Below are 24,433 nucleotides of genomic sequence, written 5' to 3'. Positions count from 1 at the left end.
AATCACTTAAAAAGCAAAGCGTAGCGCTTTGCTTTTTTTTATTCTTTAAAGTCAATTTTTAAATGGCTACAGCGTTATTGAAATACATTTTTCCATTCCAAAATTCACTTCTACCAATGAAACACACCTTTACGTTCCTCGCCTTTGTGCTTACCTTTCATGCCTTCGCCCAGACCGAAAAAGGTAGCTCGTTTATCTCTGGAAATCTATCTACGAATTTTAATGTGGTGGATTACCCCAAGGACATTTCTATGAAGTCAAACTCATTCTCATTTTCTTATGGGGTTGTGTACGGGAAATTTGTCAAAGACAATATCCTATGGCGCAGTAGCATTTCTCAATCTTTCAGTCGTTCAAAATATGACATTGATCAAAGTAATTTTCTAGGCAAGTTTCGCAACCCTTCTACCAATGTTTCTATCAGTTCAGGAGGGTTTTATTATTTTGGGCAAGAACGTTGGAGAGGCTTTTTAGGAGGCGGACTTCGCCTTTCCAGTTCCTTTTCGCGCACCACTCAAACCGACAATAATGGCATGGTATCAGAAAAGAAAGACAATAGTATTTCGATAAACCCATTTTTTGAAGCAGGAGCTACCTATTTTTTCAGCAAACGCCTTGCGGTGCAGTTGTCGGCAACATCAAACTCTTTTCCATTAACTATTGGAGGATTTTCAACGGGTCTGCTTTATTGGATAAAGCCCACTTCTTATGGGATTGAAACAAAAGACTTTTCTACCCTTCAAAAAGGCAGATGGCTGCTAGGCACAACCTTTGGATTCAGTAATCGAACTACCGATCCAGCCCCTCTTCCGACCAATGCCAGAGCTAATGAAAGTAGTGCCAATATCTCTTTTAAAATTTCGAAGTTTGTACAAGACAAAACTCTTATGGGTATCCGTGTAGGATATAGTCGAGATTTTAACAAGAATGCCTCCCAACAAGATGTTAAAAATACCTTGAATACTTACAATGCAGGCGTTTTTGTTAGGAAGTATTTTTTACCTAGTCGCCTTACTCCTTATGGCGAAATCGCCGCCAATTATATTAGGTTAGATTCCAAACAAGAAAGAACCTCAAATATCCTATCCGAATCCCACGGCAACACCTACGAACTATACCCGAGTGTGGGCTTGGCTTATTTGATTAGTAATCGCTTTTTGATTGAAACAGAACTGGCCTCTTTCCGGGTAAATTACGACACTATTGCCAATTCTGATTATAAGATATGGCGCACCAACCTTAATGCAGGCCTTAGTCCTAACTTTAGTGTATCGTACGTATTTTAAAAAAAGCGAAGCCGTGGGCATGTATCATACCTACGGCTTCGCTTATATACGAAACAGTCCTCAGCTATTTTTTAAAGAGGGAGTCAACAAACTCAGCCCTATCAAATACCTGCAAATCGTCCATTTTTTCTCCTACTCCAATGTATTTGACCGGAATTTTAAATTCATCCGAAATTCCAATTACGACGCCCCCTTTTGCTGTTCCGTCGAGTTTTGTGATAGCCAATGCACTCACTTCCGTAGCTTTTGTAAATTCGCGGGCTTGAATCACCGCATTTTGACCAGTACTACCATCCAGTACCAACAGTACCTCATGAGGCGCTTCTGGCAAAACTTTCTGCATCACCCGTTTGATTTTCGAAAGCTCGTTCATCAAGTTTACTTTGGTATGTAAGCGACCCGCCGTATCCACAATTACTACATCAGCGTTCATTTCAAGTCCCTTCTTCACGGCATCATGCGCTACTGCTGCGGGGTCGGTATTCATGCCATGTTCAATCACTGGCACTCCTGCTCGTTGTCCCCAAGTTTTGAGTTGATCTACAGCTGCCGCCCTAAAAGTATCTCCCGCACCCAAAACCACTTTTTTACCCCGTTTGTTAAATTGATGAGCCAATTTACCGATAGTTGTTGTTTTGCCAGCGCCATTCACCCCTACCACCATGATGACATAAGGTTTGGGTAAATTTTCGGTTTCAAAACTATCTTTTATGTCCAGGGATTTATTTTCCGTAAGCAACGTGGCAATTTCCTCGCGCAAGATACGATCTAGTTCAGAAGTGGTAGTGTATTTATCTTTGGCAACTCGCTCTTCGATGCGCTTTATAATCTTGACAGTAGTCCCTACACCTACATCTGAACTAATGAGGATTTCTTCCAGTTCGTCAAGTACTTCCTCATCGACCTCTGATTTTCCTACAATAGCCCGGGTAAGTTTTCCAAAAAAACTCTCTTTCGTTTTTTCAAGTCCTTTGTCAAGTGATTCTTTTTTTTCTTTAGAGAAAAAATCAAATAAACCCATAGTGAGAAGGTAGTTTTACGGTTTATAGTAGTCCCAAAAACAAGAGTTTTAGAATTCTTTGTTTTTTGCTACTAGTTACGAACAAAAGTACAACAAAAAAAGTCCCTTGAAGGGGACTTTCTTAAATATCGTTACGGTAACAGAATCGTGCGGATTAGTTTTTCAACGCAGCCTGTACCTCATCAGTAGGAACGATGACCTCCTTGAAAGTGTAAGCGCCAGTTTTAGGAGATTTCACAGCTTGAATCACCTTAGCGTAAGTTTTACCACCTTCTTTTTTTAGGGTTGCAACTACTTTCTTTGCCATGTTAGTATCAGTTAAAAATGTTAAGAGTTAATGGTTAATCGTTTAACAGTACAATTAACTATTAACGAGCAACAAATAACAAATTATTTGATTTCTTTATGAACCGTTACTTTTTTCAAATACGGGTTGTATTTTTTCATTTCCATACGCCCTGGCGTATTTTTACGGTTCTTAGTCGTGATATAGCGCGACATTCCTGGAACGCCTGACTCTTTTTGTACAGTACACTCCAAAATTACCTGAATTCTGTTACCTTTCTTTGCCATTGCTTTACTTCAATTTTCAAAACGGAGTGCAAAGTTACAGATAATCAACTATAAGACAAAACATTTTCTTAAAATTTAAGCAAAAATTATTTAATTACCTTTGCAGCATCATTCAAGATTGGCCTTCATTACAGCTTATGGAGACCCTTTTAAGGTACAAAACATTATTAATACAGGACTTCTATGCGACTTACCCCGCGCATTATTGCTTTTTTGCTCGCATTATTTATCTCGGCTATTACAGTCGCTTTCTTATCTTTTGTCAATGCTACGACTACAAGTATGCTTTTTGTGGCGGGTCTCGCCAGTTTTGCAGCTTCGTTTTTCCTTATTATGTACGCTATCGAAATCTTGGTCTACCGAGAAGTCACCAAAATGCACAAAACCATTCAGCGTCTCAAACTTAAAGACTTTAATTTTCCACGCAAAACGATCGTCAGCAACCCCAATCCCCTTAAGAAGTTAAACCAAGAGATTTTTGTTTATGTAGCCAAAAAGCAGCAGGAAATTGATGAGCTAAAAAAACTCGAAGTATTTAGAAGGGAGTTTTTGGCCGATGTATCGCATGAACTCAAGACCCCGATTTTTGCGGCTCAGGGCTTTATACACACGCTTTTGGATGGCGCTATGGACGACGAAAAAGTGCGTGATAAGTTTTTGCAAAAAGCCGCAAAAAGTCTGGATGGGCTTGATGCTCTGGTGAAAGATTTAGTAGCACTTTCACAAATGGAAACTGGTGATATTAGAATGCATAAAGAGCGAGTGGATTTGCGGCTTATTACCCTTGAAGTATGCGAACAACTCGAAAATAAAGCCAATCAGCGCAATACCATTCTCAAAATTAAGCCCGACCAAATGCAACATGTATGGGTCAAAGCTGACCCACAACGAATCAATCAAGTGATGACAAATTTGATTGAAAATGCTATCAAATACGGCAATGACAATGGCAAAGTAATTGTGCATTTTGAAGAAGAAAAAAAACATTATGTAGTGTCGGTACGTGACAATGGCCCCGGAATTCCGTCAGAACATTTGTCACGTATTTTTGAAAGGTTTTATCGAGTCGACAAAAGTCGCTCACGCGAAAAAGGAGGAACGGGACTTGGATTGGCGATTGTCAAACATATTATCAACGCCCACGGCTCCAAAATTACGGTCACTAGCAAGATAGACAAAGGCACCACTTTTGCCTTTAAATTGGACAAAGCAGAGATGTAAGTAAAGCGAGCTTTTGCGTTTTATTTGTTCTAACATTATTAAAATCAATCATCATCAAACTAGCTGTAGAGTTAATTAACTTATTTTACGGATTAGGCTGATTGAACTTTTTTGACTTATTTTACGCCCTAAAACTGAGAAAAATAGAAATTTTCCAATATTAACAACACTTCAAAAAGACGCTTTTTGTATGAACATTGCACTTGTCACTGGTTCGGCTGGGTTGATTGGAAGCGAGTCGGTCGCTTTTTTTGCTGATAAATTTGACCTCGTTATTGGGGTAGATAATAACTTACGCCAATATTTCTTTGGTCAAGATGGAAACACCGAATGGAACCGAAATCGTATCCAAGAGTCTTTTCCCAATTACAGACATTATAGTGCTGATATTCGAGAAGTAAGCCAATTAGAGCCTATTTTCAAAGAATATGGTGCTGATATTAAGCTTATTGTACATACGGCTGCACAGCCTAGCCACGATTGGGCAGCACGTGAGCCTTTCACTGATTTTGGGGTAAATGCCGTAGGTACGCTCAATATGCTCGAAATGACTCGCCTAAACTGCCCTGAAGCGGTCTTTATTTTTACTTCTACCAACAAAGTATATGGCGACAATCCTAATTACTTACCACTTGTGGAGTTAGAAACTCGCTGGGAAATTTCGGAAGACCACGCCTATTTCAAAAACGGAATCGACGAACACCATAGCCTTGATCATACTAAGCACTCTATCTTTGGAGCTTCTAAGGTAGCTGCCGATATTATGTGTCAAGAATATGGCCGCTATTTTGGGATGAAAGTAGGGGTATTCCGCGGTGGTTGTTTGACGGGTCCCAATCACTCAGGTGCACAACTTCATGGTTTCTTAGCTTATCTCATGAAATGTACAATCACGGGCAATCCTTATACCATTTTTGGTTATAAAGGAAAGCAAGTACGTGACAATATCCACAGCTATGACCTCGTAAATATGTTTTGGCACTACTACCAAAACCCACGCCCCGGAGAAGCTTACAATGCCGGTGGTGGTCGTTTTGCCAACTGCTCGATGTTAGAAGCAATTGCGATTTGTGAGAAAATAGCTGGTAAAAAACTAACCTACCATTATTCGGATACAAACCGTATCGGTGATCATATTTGGTATGTAAGTGATTTAACTAAATTTAAGAGCCACTATCCTGATTGGAATTGGACTTACAACCTCGAACAAACACTCGTTCAAATCCATGATGGAATTGCCGCTCGTCTGGCATCTCATGTTTAGGAGCTGTTTCGTGGGAACTTCTTTTTTTTAAGATTATCCAATTCATTGAGTTTTAGTCGGATAATCAATGCTCCTACTTTTGATAGCCGATAACGACACACATGACTTCAAAATACGTCATACTTATACCACAATACAACGACTGGGATGCTTTGAGTTTGCTTATTCAACGCATCAATGAAGACGTAGCGACCGACATACTGGCCGCTACGTCTTTGGTTATTGTGGACGACTGTTCAAACAAGGATTTTGAAACTTTAACTCCCTTTAGGGGAATTAAGACCCAAATTGTACGCCTCTACCGCAACTTAGGGCATCAGCGCGCTATCGCGATTGGGTTGTCGTACATTGCCAAAGAGGTAGTTTGTGAAAGAGTAATAGTGATGGATGCCGACGGTGAGGATGCTCCTAAAGACATCAATGCTTTGGTAGCCGCAGCACAAAAATTTCCTGACCGTATCATTTTTGCTCAACGTACCAAGCGCCAAGAAAGCCTTACGTTTAGGGTTTTTTATGCTATTTATAAGTTTGTGTTTAAACAACTTACGGGCAAAATCATAACATTCGGTAACTTTTCTCTTATTCCTCAAAGACGTTTACAAAATCTAGTACGCGTTTCGGAAATCTGGAACAACTTTCCGGGGGGAATTATTCGTTCCAAAATTCCTTATGAAGCAGTGCCTACTGAACGAGGCAAACGTTTAGCGGGAGAAAGCAAAATGAATTTTGTTTCTCTGGTTTTACATGGGCTCAGTACGGTATCTGTGTTGATTGATATTACAGCCGTCCGAATTCTTATTTTTTCGATTGGCATGTCGGTAACGGCCTTGTTAGTAATATGTATAGTACTTTTTTTGAAATGGATTAACGATGCTTCCCCTGGCTGGGCTTCTACGCTAAGTTCTGCTTTATTGATTGTGGTACTACAGTCATTCCTTATTTCGTTGTTTTTAGTTTTTATGGTACTCCAATACCGTACCCAACAGCAGTTTATTCCGGTACTTCAATACCGCGACTTCATTGAGCAGGTTGAAGAAATATAAAGCTTAGGAGAAGAAAAGATTTCTACAGATAAAGATTAACGTGCAAGGTGATAAGTTTTGATGATTTTCCGATAGTATACTTCGCTCTAGGCTATGTGTTAGCTATCGGGATTGTTTTGATTTTACTTTTGCAGGCCAATCTTCCTTCTTTTTCTCGCATTTTTATCGGGTTATCGCTTTTGCTGGTCGCTTTTATGCGATTGCCTATCTTGGTATTCAATCAAGAAATCAATCCAGACGAAAGTCAGATGATTGCCCACGCGATTACGCTCAAAAAATTTCCTCTTTATTGGCAGTCGGTGGATGGCACCACGATTGGCCCTTTAGATAATTATGCCCTTATTTTACCTTCGTTTTTTGGGTTTCCTTTCGATTATACTTCAGCAAGAATCATCGGTCTGCTGTGTGTATTAGGAAGTCTATGGTTTTTCTATCAAAGCCTCATTCATTTTTTTGATAAGACTACTGCCCAACTTTCACTATTGCCTGTTGTATTTTTTGTAGCCTTTACTCAAGAAGCTGATTTTGTGCATTATTCTAGCGAGCAGTTGCCTGTTTTATTACTCAACATCGGACTATGGTTGTTGAGCAAAATAGCATCGGCCTCTCGTCTCAAGCCACCTTCTCTAAACACCATTTTCTTTTTAGGAATAGTACTTAGTATGGGGCCTTTTGCCAAAATCCAAGTAGTGCCCCAAGCGGCGGTGATTGGTGCTTTTGCGATGGTAAGCTTATGGAACAATCGGCAGTTTTGGCAATATTTTTTATACTTAATAGCTGGAAGTTTGTCTTTTTTTAGCATTGTTCTTTTAGTTACAACCTCTTTCGGCGTACTCGACGACTTTTGGGATTATTATATTTTAGGCAATCTTATTTATGCCGGTGGGAGTTCTCTCATTGACGCCATTGCACGTTTACCTTTTTTCATTGCAAAAAGCACTTCATTTTTACTCTTTCTCGCCAGTATCTTACTTTGTGTCATTTTAGTAGGACTACAACATAAGAAAAAGTCTTTTAAAATGACTTGGCTCGAAGCATTCGTATTTGCTTGGTTACTAGCTGCTCTTTTTGCGGCTACAAAATCTGGCAATGATTTTGTTCATTATCTCAACTTTTGCATTTATCCTTTTGCACTTTTAGGGGCTATTTTAATAGCACACTATACCCTCAAGACTCCTCTCAAACTGGTGATGGCGGCGGCCTTATCCCTTTTACCTTTTTTGGGGGCTTTTGCATATCCGGCCATTAGGCATTTACCGCTCAATGCTTATGTATCAGGGGATAGCCACCAAGTCCCGAAAAGCGAGGTATCGAATTTGATTTTAAAATATGCCCATCCAGAAGAAAGACTAGTAATATGGGGCTGGATGTGTCGCTATCATGTAGAAACTCAAATGCCCCAAGGCACTGCCGAAAATCATTCCGAAAGGTGTATTTATCCTCATCCTCTGCGCCAAAAATATTATGAGCGCTTTTTGAGTGATTTGCAAAAAAATCAACCCAAGGTATTTGTAGATGCTGTAGGTCCGAATAGCCTCTGGCTCAACGATCCCACTACTCAAGCCCACGAAAAGTTTCCTGAACTGAAAGCTTTCATTTCAGAGCATTATCATTTTGTAGGTGAAGTAGAACATACCCGAGTGTATATCCGAAATACCAAAAAATAAGTTTTAGACGCGGAAACACCTCTCAAAACTGTCAACTTTAATGAAGTTAATTTAATTTTGAATCTTTAGAATATCATCATAATGACACGTCAGCAATTCCTTGACTCTTTGGTATGCCCCAAAACGGGACAAAATTTAGAAGTTGCCGAAAATGGCCTTTCGCTTACTGCTCCCGACGGCACGGTATATCCGGTATTGGATTCGGGTATTGTAGATATGGTATATCCACGCGAATTGTTTGAAGACGACGCTCGCGAGCAATATCTATACGACCAAGCATATCAGCGCTACGACCGAGGAGTATCGTGGGTATTTGAGACCTTAAATCACTCGGACGAAGCAGCCACTCGTCAGTTCATGATTGGGCTAATGGAGCTTAAACCAGGTCAAACGGTATTGGAAGTAGGTGCTGGTACGGGCAAAGATTCTGCTTTGATTATTGACCAAATTAGTCCTGGGGGTACCGCTGTTTTGTCGGATTTATCTCATAATATGCTCAAACTAGCCACCCAAAAGCTACAGCCTAAGGAAGTGAATACACATTTCTTTTTAGGAAATGGCTCTTATCTCCCTTTTGCAGATGGCACCTTCGATGCCGTGTTTCATTTTGGCGGTATCAACACTTTTTCTGAGCGTAAAAAAGCTTTTGCAGAACTTACTCGCGTTGTGAAAGTGGGAGGCAAAGTAGTAATTGGCGACGAAAGTATGGCACCTTGGCTACGCAACAACCCCACCTATGAGATTTTATGGAAAGCCAATCCGCTATTCAGAGCCGAGGTACCTTTTGAAGACCTACCCAACACTGTCGAGAATTTTAAACTTCACTATATTTTTGGGAACTGCTTTTATGTAATGGAATATACCGTGGCGGCCAAAGCTCCCGAAATCGACGTAGAGTTGCCTATTCCAGGAAAAGACTTTGTCGACAATTGGCGCATTCGTGCCGAAAAAAGTAACTAAACTGCTTTGGTAAATCAAGCAGCAAAAGCTTATCTGAAATTTTGATTTTATATGTGGCAGAAAAAAGGAGTAATATATAAACCTGACGGTACCATGGCTCATAGCCGTACTCACGCGCAGGTGCCGTTTGCGTACAAACACGAAAATTTTTTACGAATATACTTTTCTTCGCGCGATGACAATGGACAATCTCGCCCTACCTTCATTGACGTAGATTACGACGATCCTACCAAAATCATTTACATTCATGACCGCCCTATTTTGGAACTAGGTGGCCCCGGTGAATATGACGAAACAGGCGCGATGCCCGCGTGGTTTGTAGATATGCCCAATGGCGATATTTGGCTTTACTATACAGGTTGGAATCGTACGCATAATTCATACCGCTTGTCGATGGGCCTATCGGTAAGTCATGATGGAGGTATTACTTTCAAAAAGATGTTTACGGGTCCAATCATGGATCGCAGTATTCAGAATCCCATTTGGGCAGCACAGCCCTCTGTGATACGCGAAGATGACGGCACTTGGCGTATGTGGTATATCTCTGGCCACAAATGTGAATATATTCATGGCTATCCAGAGCCTTATTACCGTGCACAATCTGCTACTTCACAAGACGGAATTCACTGGAACATCAGCGACATCCCGACTTTAGATTTTGATGATTTTTTGCACGCTGTGGGGCGTCCTAGCGTTTTTAAAGAAGACGGTATTTATAAAATGTATTACTCATATCGCCACACGCGTGACTATCGTACAGACCGCAATCAAAGCTATCGATTGGGATACGCCGAATCATTAGATGGCGAAACTTGGGAACGAAAAGACCATTTGGTAGGTATTGAGAAATCAGAAAACCCAGAAGACTTTGATTATCAAATGATTGATTATGCCAATTATTATACCCACAATGGCAAAAAGTACTTACTTTACAATGGCAATGGTTTTGGAGCGGCAGGATTTGGGTATGCTATCTGGGAAGATTAAAGATTTGGAGCATTTATTGCAGATTTGATTATTGAATTTTGACTAATGTCATTCTTTCAAAGGAGTTTGTGAGATAAAATTGGGGGTTGTTAAACCAAAAAATCCAAGTAAGATGTCAACATTAAAAGAACAATTCCGCAGAGAGGGATTTCTCCTCCTTCGTAATTTTTTAGATAAAAGTGTGGTAGAAAATATCTACCGCGAGGCACGGGAGATATTTGCCATCCAGATCAAAAGGGTCACAGGGCGCACGGTAGATATCAACAACCGGGATGAGTTTGAAAATGCAATGTTCGAGTTTTTTGAAAAAGACTTCATAGCATTTCGCAACACCGGTATCACCGTACAGCATAGTCTTTCGCTTCATCGTTTTGCTACCGATGAGAAAATCGTCAATTTACTAAAAGAAATAGGAATTGAGCTCCCCGTCATTGGGGCGCGCCCTGCCATGCAGTTCAATAGCCGTTTTCTTTCAAAAGATGGCAGTAAACACTGGAAATTGGATGCGCACCAAGATTGGCGTACCGGACAAGGCTCTTTGGATAGCACTGTCATTTGGTTTCCAATGGTAAACGCAGGCGCTGATTTGGGGGCTTTACAGGTGATTCCGCAAAGTCATAAATCTGGACTTTTGGCGGCAAGTACCTCAGGCTATCAAGGGGGTATCACGGCTTCTTTAAAAGACGAAGATTTTGTTCAAACTGAGTTTGAAGTAGGTGATTTACTTATTTTTTCGGCCTTCTTGGTACATCAGTCTGGCAACAACATCACCCGTAACATCCGCTGGTCGGTGCAACTTAGATACAACAACCTCTCTGAACCTACTTTTATTGAAAGAGGGTATCCGATGGCTTATATTTATAAACCAGAGGCAGAGCTTGTTACTCCCAATTTTCCCACAGTAGAGCAATTAGAAACCGTTTTTGCGGCTCCAACGCCAATAGTATAATGAAAGTAAGCGTCGTCATTCTTACGTACAATCAAAAAAACTTTATTGGCAAGGCCATCGAAAGCGCCCTTGCCCAAGAAACTAATTTCGATTTCGAAATATTAGTGGGTGATGATTGCTCCACAGATGGCGCGCAAGAAGTGATTCAAAGCTATCAAAATCAGTACCCGGATAAAGTAAAGGCTATTTTGCATTCCAAAAATCTGGGGCAAAATGGCCTTTTCAATACCATCGAGACCCTCAAATTGGCCAAAGGAGCCTACATTGCTCCAATGGACGGAGACGATTACTGGACTTCGCCCCACAAATTACAAATCCAAGTAGATTTCATGGAAGCTAATCCGAGCTTCTCGGCCTGCTTTCACAATGCACTCATTACTTATGAAGATGGTACGCCATCTCATGAGCTCAATAGCCCAGACCAAAAAACGATCATTAGTGTTGAAGATTTGGTAGGCGAAGACGAAATTTGGTTCATGGCTACCTCAGCCGTTATGTTCAAAAACGGCCTAATGTATTATCCTGAATGGTTTTTACAATCTACTAGCGGTGACATACCCCGATACGTCATCCTAGCCAAACAAGGGCCTATTGGGTATGTTTCGGGAGTAATGTCGGTATATCGAAAAAATCGTGGTGGAGCGAGCTTTAGAGATCATTATAGAGATGCTCGTTTTCTTTACAATCGTATCAAAATGTACGAGGGTATCAACAAAGAACTAGGTCAGCAATATGATGATTTATTAAAAAGAAACATTGCCAGATATTATAAAATGCTGCTCGAAGCTCGTCAATATCAAAAAAGTTATTTTAGACGCGCTCGCTTAGCCATAAAATACCTTGAATTGGGGAAACCTGACCGCGAAACCACCAGAGAAGTAGTGAGAGATTATATCCTACCCAAATGGATGATGCAAGTTTATAGTTTCTTTGCCCTTCTTCCTCACCGTCTGAAAGAATCATCCCGATGAAAGTAAGCGTCTGTGTCCCGACTTTCAATCATGAAAAATATATTCGAGAGATGATTGAAGGCGCCCTCAAGCAAAAAACCGATTTCCCGTTTGAAATTGTAATTGGCGACGATGGTTCTACTGATACGGCTCCCGCTATCATACAAGACTATACACAACGATTCTCTGACCTCATCAGAGCCTATTTACATCCTCACAACTTAGGGCCGTCCTTTCCCAAAGAGTTTGCAGGACGTAACAATGTCCTTTTTTTGTTAAAGGCTTGCAAAGGAGAGTATGTAGCTCTGTGTGAAGGAGATGATTACTGGACTGACCCTTATAAACTCCAAAAGCAGGTTGATTTTTTAGAATCAAATCCTGATTTTGCGATTTGCCATCACAACTTGAGCGTTGTTTATGAAGATGGCTCACCAAGTCATTTTTTCAATCAGCCAGACCAAAAATCAATATCGACTATTGAAGATTTGTTGGAAGACCGTTGGTTTGTAGGAACGGCCAGTTTAATGTATCGCAATTTTTTCAAAACGCAAGATTTTGCCCAATGGCATCACCGAGCTGCCGCCGGTGATTGGGCTTTGGTAATCCAACTCGCCGCCCAAGGTAAAATCGGATATCTCAACGAAGCGATGGGAATCTATCGAAAACATCGCGCTGGATTGAGCAATATTCACGCGACTTCCAATTTGGATTTTCTTCGTAATCGCCGCCAAATGTTTGCAGATGTGAATGAGTGGCTAGATTTTAAATACAACGACGTTGCTCAAAAAACCATTGAGAAATACGACCATTTGATTCAAGAAATTGGAAATTAGGGCAAAATAAAAGAGTTTTGCACCCACAAGAGTCGTCAACATACCAAGGCTCCCAGTTGCCTCTCACTCATTCATGATGTAGATAAATGAAATTAAGTGTTGTTATTCCTGCCTACAACGAACAAGATTCTCTGCCCCAAACCTTGCAGACGCTCTATGCTTCTTTGTCCAAACATAATATTCCCCACGAAATTTGGGTTACAAACGACAACTCCAAAGACAATACCCTCGACGTTTTAAATAATCTATCAAAAGAAATACCCACCTTGGTTTATGAAACCAACCTTGGCCCCAATGGATTTGGCTATGCGGTACGTTATGGATTGGAGCGTTTTTCGGGTGATTGCGTAGCCGTCTTCATGGCCGACCTTTCCGATGATCCCGAAGACTTAGTAAAGTTTTATAAAAAAATGGTGGAGGGAAATTATGATGCCGTATTTGGAAGCCGATGGGGTAAAGGAGGCAAAGTGTATGACTATCCTACCGTAAAAAAGGTAGTGAACCGTCTCGCTAACTTTATCATTCGGATGGTAATGGGAATCAAATACAACGACACCACCAACGCCTTTAAGCTCTATAAACGTGAGACAATGGAAGGACTCAAACCTTTTCTTTCACCCCATTTCAACCTTACCGTAGAGCTTCCCCTCAAAACCATCGTGAGAGGATATTCATACGCGGTGGTCCCAAACAGCTGGACCAACCGTAAATTCGGCGAATCTAAATTAAAAATCAAAGAAATGGGTAGCCGCTATTTCTTTATTTTGATGTATTGCTTTATTGAGAAATTCTTCTCGCGCGGCGATTATCGTAAAAAAAACTAGTTGGTCTCAACTCTTATTGTTGCACCTCCATTTTCTGACACTATACCCGTACCACAAGTATTGTTTACGGAAGTCACTTTGTATTCAGTAGTTGTACGGGGATTGACAGTAAGCTGATAAGGATTAATAAAAGTCCCAGTCACTGCTGAGCCATCAGATAACGTAAAAGACCAAGGAGGAAGGCCGTTTTTGAAAGAAACTTTTATACGCGCAGCACCTCCCGGACGAATCACCGCCCCTCCAGTCACAATTGCTTGCGCCGCATTTGGCATCATTACGTTGATAGTAGTAGGCGTTCCTTCCACAAAGGGGTCGGTAGATATTACCCGTATTTGTTGGGTAGTAAGGGTATCTTTCAAAAAAGGAGGAAGAATTTTTGCTCTCAACGAACTTGTGCCACCTATGGTTTGCATATTGATCCATTTACCACTTGTATCGGTCATTTGGACAATAAATTTATTGGCGTTGTTGAAACGTCCTGTGGTCGTAAAAGGCACCGAAATCTCCGTTCCTGAGCAAATGGTTTTATCTGCGAGACTACCAGTAGTAACCGTAGACGGGGGAATCTTCACTTTTACAAGCGCACTTCCTGAAAAATTGCCTACGCCACAAAAACCACCCGCCGAAGAAATACTATAAGAGGTAGGATTATAGGGTGATACTTTAATCGGATAAGGAGTAGAACGAATGTCATTTTGGTAAGTACCATCCGAAAGCAATACAAACCACGGCCCTCCTCCTTCAAAATCAAGGGTAAGTTCGGTAGATTCGCCTTCTCCCACCTGTAGCGTATCCCTGCGTAGTCGCGCTGTAGCAGGTGCTGAAATAGCCACATCGACGGTATCGCTCGAAATAGTAGGAAACGTAGAAACTACCCTAAGTTTATAAAGGCCGGGAGTGAGAGTAGCAGGCACTTGCGTCATAATGGGGCTTTGGGAAGCCAAGGCTGATAAGTTTGAGAAGTTTTCGCCAGTCGAATCACTCAACTGTACCACAAAACCATTGCCTGCATTAAACTTACCGGTAGCATTGAAATTAATTTGAAACGGCGTACTCGTACACACCCGAAATCCCGCCCGAGGTACGGCTTTAAGCGCAATCACGGGTAACGTATCCTGACTTACCTGTACCACAACTTCTCCTGAGGTAGTACCACTTCCACAAGCATTAGAGACAGAGGTAACTTTAAAGGTACTTGTCTGACTGGGCGCTAATTGAGAAATATAAGGATTGATGAACGAATTGGCAACCGTTGTTCCATCTGAAAGCGTAAAAGACCAAGGGGCGGCTCCTGTAAGCATTACACGATAAGCCGCTAACTGACCTGGACCAATCTTAGCAATCGAACTACCGTCATTGAGCTCCATTCGAGCATGGGCAAATGGCAGTACCGTCAATCGCGTAGCCCGACTAATCGTATTTGGATGGGTGGATACAAGCCGAAGAGCTACAGAACCTGTACGGTCGGTAGGTAAGGTAAATCGAATGGGGCTTTCGTGAATAGAGTCTAAGACATTTACAAACTTTCCCGCTACGTTGGTCATTTGCAGAATAAACTCATTTTTATCTTCAAATTTCCCTTTGGTTTCAAAAGGAACCAAGATGGTACTTCCGGGACATATATACATATGCGACAAATCCCCGATTATCACCTCTGAGCTATTGTCTTCTGCCATAGCTCGAAAGGTAGTATCTTTCTGAAGTCCAACGGGCTTGATGGTATCTTGGCGAGATGAAAAATTAAAGTCCGTTATAATCCGACCCGAATCTTTCGGGTTTTTACGAAGAGTATCTTGGGATAAGATGTTTTTGCTATACTTGGCGAGAACGTCCCTTTCTCCCAACCACCACAACCCTACACTTGTCCAAGTGACAACAAGACAACTAATAATGAATTTGTGCATACTTTTTTGAAAATATTAGCACAAAATTAAGATTTAGGGAATTCTTTCAAAAGAAGGACGCTCAAAATCAAACAAATACTTCCCTACCACATTTCACTAAGTAGTCCAAAAATGCCCGATATTTTGCCCTTGTTCTACTCAATTCTTGGTTTGAAAGAAATCCAAAGTTCTCCCAAACCAAGGATTATTTTATTATAAATTCCCTACGGCTTGGTGAATACGAGCCGCCTGTTTAGGCTCAAATACCACGCAAGGAAATCCAAAAAGACATTTGTTTTTAATCATTTCGGCCACTTCTACCGGCACACTTTCTTCCCAGCCCGGTTCCCCACGCTTGATAAGTTCCAACACTCGGTCGGTCGAAATACGGAGATTTTCTTCGTTGAAATCACGAATATCTTCGATTTTGTCGTTACAAATCAAATAGCTAAACAACGGCTGTAGATTGGTAGGAAGCTCAAAATTTTGACAGGTAAACATTTTTCCTGCTTTGATAGTGGGATATACAAAAAGCTTCACATTTCGACTAAACAGCGTCGAAAACGATTCCAAGATACCACCAGGCAAATTTTGATAATAACTTTCTTCAAAAATATACTCCAAGTTGGGCACGCCTACTACCAATCCAATCTTAACACGGGTAGTTTTTGCCAAAAACGCCACCAATCGATGATACTCTTGGTAATTTGAAATCATTACCGTTTGGCCAATCGAACTCAAAATATCTACCCTATCCAAAAAGTCTTTTTCGTTGATATCTTGCTCACCTCCCCTCAGATTTTGGAGCGTAAGCTCGGCCACCATTACTACTTTCTTTTCATCTACGTCGGGCTCAGCCTTAAATTGTTTGAGGCCATTGCGAAGCATATCTACGTGTACATTGGTAATGGGTCGGAGTCGGCCTCTCAATAGCAAGATGTGTTTTTTGTAAAGTGCTTCTGAAGGCTGTAACACTTGTCCGTCAGGGCCAAACATGGCTACCTCCGTAAAACCATGTTTTACCAAGTACAAACTAAGTAGGCGATTGTCAACATGCTTAAAGTCGGGTCCTTGAATCCGAATCATGTCTATCTGAACTCGGTCTAGGCTTAAATCATCCATCAACGACAAAAGCAATGTTTCTGGTGATTTGTAATAATAAAAACAAGCATATATCAAATTAACCCCAATCACCCCCAAGGCTTGCTGCTGCATAATGCTATCATTATCAAGCATTTTGATATGAATCACCACGTCATTGTAAGGAGCGCGAGGAGTCAACTGAAACCGCAACCCCAGCCAGCCATGCCCTTCGTTGCTTTTCTGATAATTAAGCGCTACTACAGTATTGGCAAAAGCAAAAAACAAACTATCGGCACCTCGTTTTTCGGCCAACCGCTGCTCGACAAGGTCATATTCATGTTGAATCATTTTCATCAACCGCGACTCTACTACATAGCGCCCGCTGGGTTCAGGGCCGTAGATTTCGTCACTGAATTTCATGTCATAAGCCGACATAGTTTTGGCAATGGTGCCCGAAGCACCGCCAGCTTTAAAAAAATTGGCGGCGGTATCCTGGCCCGCTCCAATTTCAGCAAAAGAGCCATAAATACGCCTATCAAGATTGATTTTAAGCGCTTTTTGTTTAGTCCCGAGGTTTTTATCGTGTTTGACGCTCATAGGAAAGTAGTTTGTTGGCGTATTGGGATTTTAACTTTTTAAGTTTTTTTATAACAATACCCCGAATGCAACCTGTATTTTCTGCCTTCTACAAAAATACAACAAACTCCCCAATACCCATGCTACTAATTTGGAAGAAGCTACTCTTCTGGGGAGGTAAAATAAGCAATCACAGAATACATAACCCCTACCAAAGCTACTCTGAAAACCCACTGAATAAGCACGTCGCTTAGCGAATTAGCATGCTCTTTGGCTTCAATAAAAGCATATGTACAATAGCCCAATGTAAGCATAAACAACCCCCACCCTGCTAAGGAATAAGGCTTAAAAAAAATCGTTTTCCTCTCAAACCATTTCATTTGTCTCGGTTATTTTAGGTGTTCTATGTGTCTAAGTCTTTCCATATCTTGCATTGACTTTTCAATCATGTTTTCGGTGACTGCATAAAAACCGATTATAAGTGCCACACTCGTGCCAATCCCAATCAGGAAAAGATTCCAAAAACGTAGTTTTATCGTAACAATCAACTCGTTGGTGTTTCTATCATAAATGATATTGAGCAATGAAAGTAGGTTCATACCGGCGGCAATCAAAGGAAAAAGGAAAAAAAGCAGAGGCGAAAACCATCCTCCGTGGGCTCTATCAAATACCGTAAGGGTATCAAAAAAAGTATCTACCACGTGGTTGTCAGATTTAAAAATTTCTTTCATTCCCAAAAACGCCAACAAAAGCAACGGAAATAAAACAAGCCACCATCCAATAGCAGCCGATTTTCGAGTATTAAGTATGGGCACCTTCAGATACGCTTGGTGTTGAGTCGCTGGAGTGGGCTTTTTTAAGCCCTGCATTCTTTTTTCAAACTCTTCGTGATTTTCCATTGTCTCTATTTCTTTGGCTAATAAAAACCTTAACTCATCTTTTTTCTTAATATCTCTAGTCCTCGCGACAGTAGCGATTTGACCGTCCCCTCTGGCTTTTCTAAAATAGCACTGATTTCGAGTATGCTTTTTTCTTCAAAATATTTTAGAGAAATTACTTCTTGGTACTTTACATCCAGCTTTTTTAATTGGTTTTGAACCTCATTAAAGGCTTCAAACTGGGCCATATCTCGTTCTGCGTCTTGTCTTTCTTTGTCAAATACAACCAACAACTCCCGATCTGAAATTACTTCATGAGAAAGCTGCCCAAATAGGTCGGGGCGATATTTTTGATTTCTAAAAAAGAGATTGATTTCATTGGTTGCAATTTTATAAAGCCATGCAGAAACAGAATGTCCCTCAAACCTGTAATGATGAATGTTTAGGTAAGCTTTTAGAAAAGTTTCGGCTGCTATGTCACGAGCTATATCATAATCACCCACTCTACGAAAAGCATACCCAAAAATTTTTGAGTAAAATGCGTCGTAGATTTCACCAAAAACCTGAGCGTCGTTTTTGTCAAATACCTTAAAGTCAACTCTATTGATTTTCAAACTTAAAGCCATTTAGTCGTATAATACACTCTTTGGCGAAAAGTTGCGGTTTGGCGGTTAAATTCTTAGTTGTTTGCCCTAATTGAGGAGATTCTCTTAATTTTGTGAAAATTTAAGCCGATGCAAATAGACAAAGACACGCTCCACAAAATCGCCAACTTAGCCCGTTTGGAAATCAAGCCCGAAGAAGAAGCTCCACTCCTTCAAAGCTTAGAAAACGTACTCTCTTGGATGGAGCAGCTCAATGAACTAGATACCGACAATGTCCCTCCACTTACGCATATCTCTTCCGAAATCAACGTAATGCGCGAAGATATTGTAGGTCAGCACCTTCCGCGTGAGCAAGCTCTCGCCAACGCTCCTTCTCAAGATGGGGTATATTTTAAGGTACCAAAAGTGATTGAATAACAATGGTAAAAAAGTTCAAATTTTCGAATCAAGTTAGGCGGTTTTGAGTTTTCTATTGTAAACTCAAACGTTTATGCCCGAACTACCCGAAGTCGAAACATACCGTCGTTATTTTGAAGCTACTTCACTTCATCAGGTGATTGAGGCGATTGAGGTGGAAGACCCAAAACTACTCACCACCGACTATGCCACCCTCACCGAAGCTCTAATTGGGGCATGTTTTGTAAAAACCCAGCGAGTAGGTAAAAACTTGTTTGTAACTACCGACCAAGGCCCTATTCTTCGATTTCATTTTGGAATGACGGGCGATTTGGAATATTATCATTCGTCGATTCCACGTCCACGTCATGCTCGTATTGTCTTCATATTCCGCTCAGGTTTCAATTTAGGGTTTATTTGTCCGCGCAAATTTGAGCGTATTGGACTCGTAGAAGATATTCCTACTTTTTTGAAAGAGAAAAAAATTGCACCTGACGCACTTACTATTAGTTTGGAGCAACTAAGTCATAACATCCGACAAAAGAAAAGCATGATTAAACCCATCCTACTTGACCAAAGTACAGTAGCGGGTATCGGCAATTGGATTGTAGATGATGTACTTTTTCAGGCTAAAATTCACCCTGAACGACTCAGCCAAAGCCTTAGTAATGAAGAAATAGAGCGTATTTTTTTCGCTATCAAACTTGTATTGGAAACCGCAATCGAGCACGAAGCAAACTATGGGATGTTTCCTAAAAGCTTCTTGATTCATGCCCGTGAATGGGCCCCCTCCCCTTATGAAGAAGCCTTACGACACAAACTCTGTCCTTGCGGCAGAGTAGAAATACAGCAATCGCAAGTAGGAGGACGAACCACCTATTTTTGTCCTCTTTGTCAAACTATTCCCTAAAATGTAGAGAGTAGTCCCAAATAGCTACACTTTTTTTAGATTTTGATAAAAATAAATTGCTAATTTTTAGCAAAACCACTATTTTTGCACTCCATTTTTGGAAAAAACTGATTTAATCCCAATCATCATGTACGCAATCGTAGAAATCGCGGGACAGCAATTTAAAGTAGAAGAGGGCCAACAAATCTTTACCAACCGTTTGGAAGGAGATGTGGACGCTGCACTCGTGTTTGACAAAGTATTGCTAGTGGACAACGCAGGTACCATTAGCATAGGCGCACCGACGGTAACCGGTGCCAGTGTAAAAGCCACTGTTGTAGAGCACCTCAAAGGTGAGAAAGTAATCGTTTTCAAGAAAAAACGTCGTAAAGGATACGTGAAGAAAAACGGTCACCGTCAAGCTCTTACAAAAGTAAAAATCGACGCAATCGTAGGCTAATTTACTTCAATCAATAGCGTTTTAAAATTTTAAAATACTTAAAGAAATGGCACACAAGAAAGGTGTAGGTAGTTCGAAAAACGGCCGCGAATCGGAAAGTAAGCGCCTTGGCGTTAAAATCTTCGGAGGCCAATCTGCCGTAGCTGGTAATATCATCGTGCGTCAGCGTGGTACTAAGTATCACCCAGGTCGCAACGTTGGTGTTGGCCGCGACTATACGCTCTTTGCTTTAGCAGATGGTACTGTAAAATTCTCTCGTGGACGTGACAACAAGTCTTTTGTTCACATCGAATTGGCAGAAGCCTAAGTCATAGAGTGATTATTGTTGTATTTGATTAATTCAAAAGAAACCAATCATTTACAACTACATTAGAGAAAACTTGGTAAAAAACCCGCTTGAAAATTCAGGCGGGTTTTTTGCTAGTTATTTGCGTTTTTAATCGGGGAAGTCTACCTTCCATCTCCGAAAGCTCCTTATCTATGCAACTTCGCGTCGCCCCCGAAAATCCGCTTGAATGGTTAGCCCTCCAGACCAATCAGGTTCCCATTCCGTTGTTACATATTCAAATGTATTTTGTGATGGCCAAAGCAGTGATGGAGGCAGCCGAAGCAGGGGTTTTTGAGACTATCGAAAAAGGCCAAGATACCACCAAACGCATAGCGCACTCTTGCAATCTGCACGAAGGTGCATTGGAGCAATTGCTCACGCTTTTGGTTTCGATGGAGTATTTAAGCTACCATCAAGGGCACTTTTCTTTGACTCCAATGGCAAAAAAATGGATAGCCCCAGATAGCCCACATTCTGTACATGCGATTGCCCTGTATAACAATCACGTGGCCTGGGAATGGGTGAGTAAGCTAGGACAGTATTTACGGACGGGACAAGGTATGGAATCGCATGAAGTATTTACCGAAACGCAATGGAAGCTTTATCAAGATGCCATGACCGCCGTAGCTCGCTCCGAAGTCAGAGAGTTTGTGCAAAGGGTACCTATTCCCAAAAAAGCGACTCACTTACTCGACATCGGTGGGGCAAACGGCCAATATGTGGCTGCTCTTTGTCGAAAGTACCCTACATTGCAAGCAACCATTCTGGATTTACCAGAAGCGCTAGATAAAGCATCTCCTGTGACTGACTTTACAAATCGCATTTCATACATAGCAGGCAATGCCCTCTCCACCCCTCTCAGCCCTGATACGTATGATGTAATATTACTTTCAAACGTAGCACATCATTTTACGGAGAAACAAAATAAAGATTTAACACAACGAATCGCTCAAGCTCTTCGCAAAGGAGGTATATTTATCGTCAATGAATTTATACGTCCTTCTTTAGAACGTAAAGCTGAGCTGGTCGGCAGTTCGAGCAATTTATTTTTTGGCTTGACGAGTACTTCAGGCAACTGGACTGTAAATGAAATCCAATCTTGGCAACAATCTGCAGGCCTTAAAATTCATAAAACAATACACTATTTCACCATACCCGGAATGGCGATGGTGACCGCTAAAAAACTTTAAAACTATGGCATTTCAAAAAGACGGCTATCCTCCTAAAAGGACTTTTCATACTACAAAACCAGTAGATAAAGCCCGCGAAAAAGAATTAGTATTTGGTATACAGTCGGTAGCGGAAGCGATTCGTGCAGGACAGGAGATTGACAAAATCATGATTTATCGTGAGCAAAACTTCAACGAAATCCAGCAATTAGCCGCCGAACGCGAGATTCCAGTACAACGCGTTCCGATGGAGAAACTCAACCAAATTACGCGCAAAAATCATCAAGGGGTGATTGCCTTTATGTCAGCGATTCGCTATGTTTCGTTACACAATATTTTAGCTACTATCTTTGAAAAAGGCGAAGTACCTCTGTTATTATTGCTTGATCGCATCACGGATGTTCGCAACTTTGGGGCTATTGCACGTACTGCCGAATGTATGGGAGTTCATGCTATTGTGGTACCTATGCGTGGCGCCGCACAAATCAACAGCGACGCCCTCAAAACTTCTTCTGGTGCGCTCAACTATTTACCGGTTTGTCGCGAAAACAATTTAATAGATGCCGTTCAGTATTTACAAGATAGCGGCGTACAGGTAGTAGTATGTACTGAGAAAGCGAGTCAAATTGTAAGTAACATTGATTTTGCCAGCCCCACGGCTATCGTTATGGGGTCAGAGGAAGATGGGGTATCTCCCGATCTCATTCGAAGAGCAAATATGACCATCAAAATCCCAATGATTGGGAAGGTATCATCCCTAAACGTATCAGTAGCAGCAGGGATGGTGATTTATGAAGCCGCAAGACAGCGCGGCTAATCCTAAAGTCAATCGCCTTGGCATAGCAAGGCGATTGACTTTAAGCTCTATTACTCGTAATATTTGAGGGTACGATGTCCTTCTTTTTCGAGCAGCTGATCACGTTTGAAAATTTCAATATCCGAAGCCACCATTTCTTTCACAAGTGCTGGTAGGTCGTATTTTGGTTCCCAGCCAAGTTTGGTCTTAGCCTTCGTAGGATCACCTATCAACAAATCTACTTCCGTAGGGCGGAAATAACGAGGGTCAATACCCACTACTTCTTTGCCCACTGAAAGTGAATAAGCGGGGTTGTTGGATTTAAGTACAATTGCTTTTTCTTCTACCCCTTCTCCTGTAAACTCTAACTCCACTCCGACTTCAGCAAAAGCCATTCTTACAAAATCCCGGATTCGTGTAGTAATCCCTGTCGCAATTACAAAATCCTCTGGTGTATCTTGCTGAAGCATCCGCCACATTGCTTCTACATAATCTTTGGCATGGCCCCAGTCGCGTTGAGCATCAAGGTTACCCAAATACATTTTGTCTTGCAAGCCAAGTGCAATCCTAGCCACAGCCCGGGTGATTTTGCGAGTTACGAACGTCTCTCCTCTCAATGGCGATTCATGATTAAATAAGATACCGTTGACGGCATACATGTCATAGGCTTCGCGGTAATTGACCGTAATCCAATAACCGTACAATTTGGCTACCGCATAAGGCGAACGAGGGTAAAAAGGGGTTGTCTCAGATTGAGGAACTGCCTGTACCAACCCATAAAGCTCCGAAGTAGACGCCTGATAGACACGGGTCTTCTTTGTCAACCCTAACAGCCTTACTGCCTCCAAAATACGCATCGTACCCAAACCGTCCACTTGAGCGGTATATTCGGGTTCCTCAAAACTCACCCTCACGTGAGACTGCGCACCAAGGTTATATATTTCGTCTGGCTGAATTTCCTGAATAAGACGAATCACATTGGTAGAATCTGAGAGATCCCCATAATGCAAATGAAGACGAACTCCTTTATCATGAGGGTCTTCGTAAAGATGGTCAATACGCTGGGTGTTGAAGAGAGAGCTTCTACGCTTAATCCCGTGTACTTCATATCCTTTTTCTAACAACAGTTCTGTCAAATAGGCGCCGTCTTGGCCAGTAATCCCCGTAATGAGTGCCCGTTTTTTCATATTAGTAACAATGCCGCCCTGCGACTCTATTTAAGTGTTTTTACTTGATTAATAAGCTCTTTTTTAAGTCAATTTTTTCGGCCAGAACCACCGCAGAGGCATATCGCGTACGCACTTGCTCCAGATATCGCTCAGCATCGATACGATTCATGAAGTCTCCGATCCGAACACGGTAAGTAGGCTGGCTATACATCAAGTAGGGATTTAATTCTGGAAAGGTTTGATAAGTATAAAGTTTGGCATCATCGGCGTCTTTGCGGGTACTACCCACATAGATTTGAATCCGATAGCCAGAAGCAAACCGAATATTGCGATTGCGAGCCGCGATAGTATCGACTACGGCATCGAGTCGTCGATTTACGTGCAAAGGCTGATCAGACAATACACGCTTTACTTCATTTTTTTTGGGGGCAGTTTCTACTGGGGCTACCTCTTTGTATCGTGGTCGCACGCCCGACAAGTCTTCGTCATAATTGCTATAGGCATCTACCGTAGTAGAGCGTGTAGGTTTTGAAGTCACGCACCCTATTGCGATGTAGGTCATAGGGAGCAATAATATCCAATTTTTAAAATTCATCATTCAGAATTGGTATTGTCTTTTGATT

General features: G+C 41.4%; 27 protein-coding genes. 17 read left to right on the top strand and 10 right to left on the bottom strand.

Going from position 1 to position 24,433, the window contains the following annotated elements; genetic code table 11:
* The first annotated feature begins 116 nt into the window (after positions 1-116).
* Positions 117-1,286: a hypothetical protein gene (locus G563_RS0100665; RefSeq protein WP_028663587.1), complete on the top strand. Its 1,170-nt coding sequence runs from the start codon at positions 117-119 to the stop codon at positions 1,284-1,286.
* Between the two features lie 64 nt (positions 1,287-1,350).
* Here G563_RS0100665 and ftsY read toward each other — a convergent pair whose 3' ends face one another.
* The 3 genes from ftsY to rpmG form a co-directional block, all read right to left on the bottom strand.
* Positions 1,351-2,307, bottom strand: a complete 957-nt coding sequence (gene ftsY / locus G563_RS0100660) for a signal recognition particle-docking protein FtsY (protein ID WP_028663586.1) — start codon at positions 2,305-2,307, stop codon at positions 1,351-1,353.
* A 154-nt stretch (positions 2,308-2,461) separates the two neighbouring features.
* On the bottom strand, positions 2,462-2,614 hold the full coding sequence (locus G563_RS37520) for a DUF4295 domain-containing protein (protein WP_084332196.1): 153 nt from the start codon (positions 2,612-2,614) through the stop codon (positions 2,462-2,464).
* Between the two features lie 83 nt (positions 2,615-2,697).
* Positions 2,698-2,880: a 50S ribosomal protein L33 gene (gene rpmG, locus G563_RS0100650; RefSeq protein WP_028663585.1), complete on the bottom strand. Its 183-nt coding sequence runs from the start codon at positions 2,878-2,880 to the stop codon at positions 2,698-2,700.
* A 183-nt stretch (positions 2,881-3,063) separates the two neighbouring features.
* Between rpmG and G563_RS0100645 the strand changes: the two genes are divergently transcribed.
* The 10 genes from G563_RS0100645 (at position 3,064) to G563_RS0100600 (ending at position 13,578) form a co-directional block, all read left to right on the top strand.
* Complete coding sequence (locus G563_RS0100645) at positions 3,064-4,101, top strand: sensor histidine kinase (RefSeq protein WP_028663584.1); 1,038 nt, start codon at positions 3,064-3,066, stop codon at positions 4,099-4,101.
* Between the two features lie 190 nt (positions 4,102-4,291).
* The gene (locus G563_RS0100640) at positions 4,292-5,365 is read left to right on the top strand and encodes an NAD-dependent epimerase/dehydratase family protein (RefSeq protein WP_028663583.1); all 1,074 of its coding nucleotides are present in this window, start codon (positions 4,292-4,294) and stop codon (positions 5,363-5,365) included.
* Between the two features lie 101 nt (positions 5,366-5,466).
* Positions 5,467-6,408, top strand: a complete 942-nt coding sequence (locus tag G563_RS0100635; RefSeq protein ID WP_028663582.1) for a glycosyltransferase — start codon at positions 5,467-5,469, stop codon at positions 6,406-6,408.
* A 47-nt stretch (positions 6,409-6,455) separates the two neighbouring features.
* Positions 6,456-8,075 (top strand): hypothetical protein, encoded by a 1,620-nt coding sequence (locus G563_RS0100630; protein WP_028663581.1) that lies wholly within the window; start codon positions 6,456-6,458, stop codon positions 8,073-8,075.
* A gap of 81 nt (positions 8,076-8,156) precedes the next feature.
* The gene (locus G563_RS0100625; protein WP_028663580.1) at positions 8,157-9,035 is read left to right on the top strand and encodes a class I SAM-dependent methyltransferase; all 879 of its coding nucleotides are present in this window, start codon (positions 8,157-8,159) and stop codon (positions 9,033-9,035) included.
* Between the two features lie 51 nt (positions 9,036-9,086).
* On the top strand, positions 9,087-10,022 hold the full coding sequence (locus G563_RS0100620; protein ID WP_028663579.1) for a hypothetical protein: 936 nt from the start codon (positions 9,087-9,089) through the stop codon (positions 10,020-10,022).
* 112 nt (positions 10,023-10,134) lie between these two features.
* Positions 10,135-10,971: a phytanoyl-CoA dioxygenase family protein gene (locus G563_RS0100615; RefSeq protein ID WP_028663578.1), complete on the top strand. Its 837-nt coding sequence runs from the start codon at positions 10,135-10,137 to the stop codon at positions 10,969-10,971.
* Positions 10,971-11,942 carry a glycosyltransferase family 2 protein gene (locus G563_RS0100610; protein WP_211235250.1) on the top strand — a complete coding sequence of 324 codons (972 nt, stop codon included), beginning with the start codon at positions 10,971-10,973 and terminating at the stop codon, positions 11,940-11,942. The genes G563_RS0100615 and G563_RS0100610 overlap by 1 nt, the downstream gene beginning before the upstream one ends.
* On the top strand, positions 11,939-12,754 hold the full coding sequence (locus tag G563_RS0100605; protein WP_028663576.1) for a glycosyltransferase: 816 nt from the start codon (positions 11,939-11,941) through the stop codon (positions 12,752-12,754). The genes G563_RS0100610 and G563_RS0100605 overlap by 4 nt, the downstream gene beginning before the upstream one ends.
* Before the next feature lie 86 nt (positions 12,755-12,840).
* The gene (locus tag G563_RS0100600; RefSeq protein ID WP_028663575.1) at positions 12,841-13,578 is read left to right on the top strand and encodes a glycosyltransferase family 2 protein; all 738 of its coding nucleotides are present in this window, start codon (positions 12,841-12,843) and stop codon (positions 13,576-13,578) included.
* On the opposite strand, the gene G563_RS33370 is transcribed toward G563_RS0100600, so the two are convergent.
* From G563_RS33370 to G563_RS33360, 5 genes are all read right to left on the bottom strand, one after another.
* Positions 13,575-15,482, bottom strand: a complete 1,908-nt coding sequence (locus G563_RS33370; protein ID WP_051210667.1) for a hypothetical protein — start codon at positions 15,480-15,482, stop codon at positions 13,575-13,577. The two genes, G563_RS0100600 and G563_RS33370, sit on opposite strands and share 4 nt — an antisense overlap.
* Before the next feature lie 192 nt (positions 15,483-15,674).
* The gene (locus G563_RS0100590; RefSeq protein WP_028663574.1) at positions 15,675-17,141 is read right to left on the bottom strand and encodes a hypothetical protein; all 1,467 of its coding nucleotides are present in this window, start codon (positions 17,139-17,141) and stop codon (positions 15,675-15,677) included.
* A gap of 140 nt (positions 17,142-17,281) precedes the next feature.
* Positions 17,282-17,500, bottom strand: a complete 219-nt coding sequence (locus G563_RS33365; protein ID WP_037325729.1) for a hypothetical protein — start codon at positions 17,498-17,500, stop codon at positions 17,282-17,284.
* Between the two features lie 9 nt (positions 17,501-17,509).
* Positions 17,510-18,019 (bottom strand): hypothetical protein, encoded by a 510-nt coding sequence (locus tag G563_RS0100580; RefSeq protein WP_028663573.1) that lies wholly within the window; start codon positions 18,017-18,019, stop codon positions 17,510-17,512.
* A gap of 29 nt (positions 18,020-18,048) precedes the next feature.
* Positions 18,049-18,612 carry an RNA polymerase sigma factor gene (locus G563_RS33360; protein WP_063828374.1) on the bottom strand — a complete coding sequence of 188 codons (564 nt, stop codon included), beginning with the start codon at positions 18,610-18,612 and terminating at the stop codon, positions 18,049-18,051.
* 120 nt (positions 18,613-18,732) lie between these two features.
* On the opposite strand from G563_RS33360, the gene gatC reads away from it, so the two are divergent.
* From gatC to rlmB, 6 genes are all read left to right on the top strand, one after another.
* Entirely contained in the window at positions 18,733-19,020 is a 288-nt protein-coding gene (gene gatC, locus G563_RS0100570) for an Asp-tRNA(Asn)/Glu-tRNA(Gln) amidotransferase subunit GatC (RefSeq protein ID WP_028663572.1), read from the top strand.
* A 73-nt stretch (positions 19,021-19,093) separates the two neighbouring features.
* A complete protein-coding gene (locus G563_RS0100565; protein WP_028663571.1) occupies positions 19,094-19,909 on the top strand; it encodes an Fpg/Nei family DNA glycosylase in 816 nt (271 codons plus the stop codon).
* Between the two features lie 127 nt (positions 19,910-20,036).
* The gene (rplU, locus tag G563_RS0100560) at positions 20,037-20,348 is read left to right on the top strand and encodes a 50S ribosomal protein L21 (protein WP_028663570.1); all 312 of its coding nucleotides are present in this window, start codon (positions 20,037-20,039) and stop codon (positions 20,346-20,348) included.
* A gap of 46 nt (positions 20,349-20,394) precedes the next feature.
* Entirely contained in the window at positions 20,395-20,655 is a 261-nt protein-coding gene (gene rpmA / locus G563_RS0100555) for a 50S ribosomal protein L27 (RefSeq protein WP_028663569.1), read from the top strand.
* A gap of 173 nt (positions 20,656-20,828) precedes the next feature.
* Positions 20,829-21,866 (top strand): class I SAM-dependent methyltransferase, encoded by a 1,038-nt coding sequence (locus G563_RS0100550; RefSeq protein WP_028663568.1) that lies wholly within the window; start codon positions 20,829-20,831, stop codon positions 21,864-21,866.
* A gap of 4 nt (positions 21,867-21,870) precedes the next feature.
* Positions 21,871-22,662, top strand: a complete 792-nt coding sequence (gene rlmB, locus G563_RS0100545) for a 23S rRNA (guanosine(2251)-2'-O)-methyltransferase RlmB (RefSeq protein WP_028663567.1) — start codon at positions 21,871-21,873, stop codon at positions 22,660-22,662.
* Positions 22,663-22,712: 50 nt separating this feature from the next.
* Here rlmB and gmd read toward each other — a convergent pair whose 3' ends face one another.
* Together gmd and G563_RS33355 are read right to left on the bottom strand one after the other, a co-directional pair.
* Positions 22,713-23,828 (bottom strand): GDP-mannose 4,6-dehydratase, encoded by a 1,116-nt coding sequence (gmd, locus tag G563_RS0100540; protein ID WP_028663566.1) that lies wholly within the window; start codon positions 23,826-23,828, stop codon positions 22,713-22,715.
* 40 nt (positions 23,829-23,868) lie between these two features.
* Positions 23,869-24,408, bottom strand: a complete 540-nt coding sequence (locus G563_RS33355; RefSeq protein WP_229598421.1) for an SPOR domain-containing protein — start codon at positions 24,406-24,408, stop codon at positions 23,869-23,871.
* Positions 24,409-24,433: the final 25 nt, after the last annotated feature.

Source organism: Runella zeae DSM 19591, from assembly GCF_000423565.1.
GTDB classification, from domain to species: Bacteria; Bacteroidota; Bacteroidia; order Cytophagales; family Spirosomataceae; genus Runella; species Runella zeae.
Note: the sequence above shows the minus strand (reverse complement) of the source record. Positions and strands in the feature narration are given on the sequence as shown.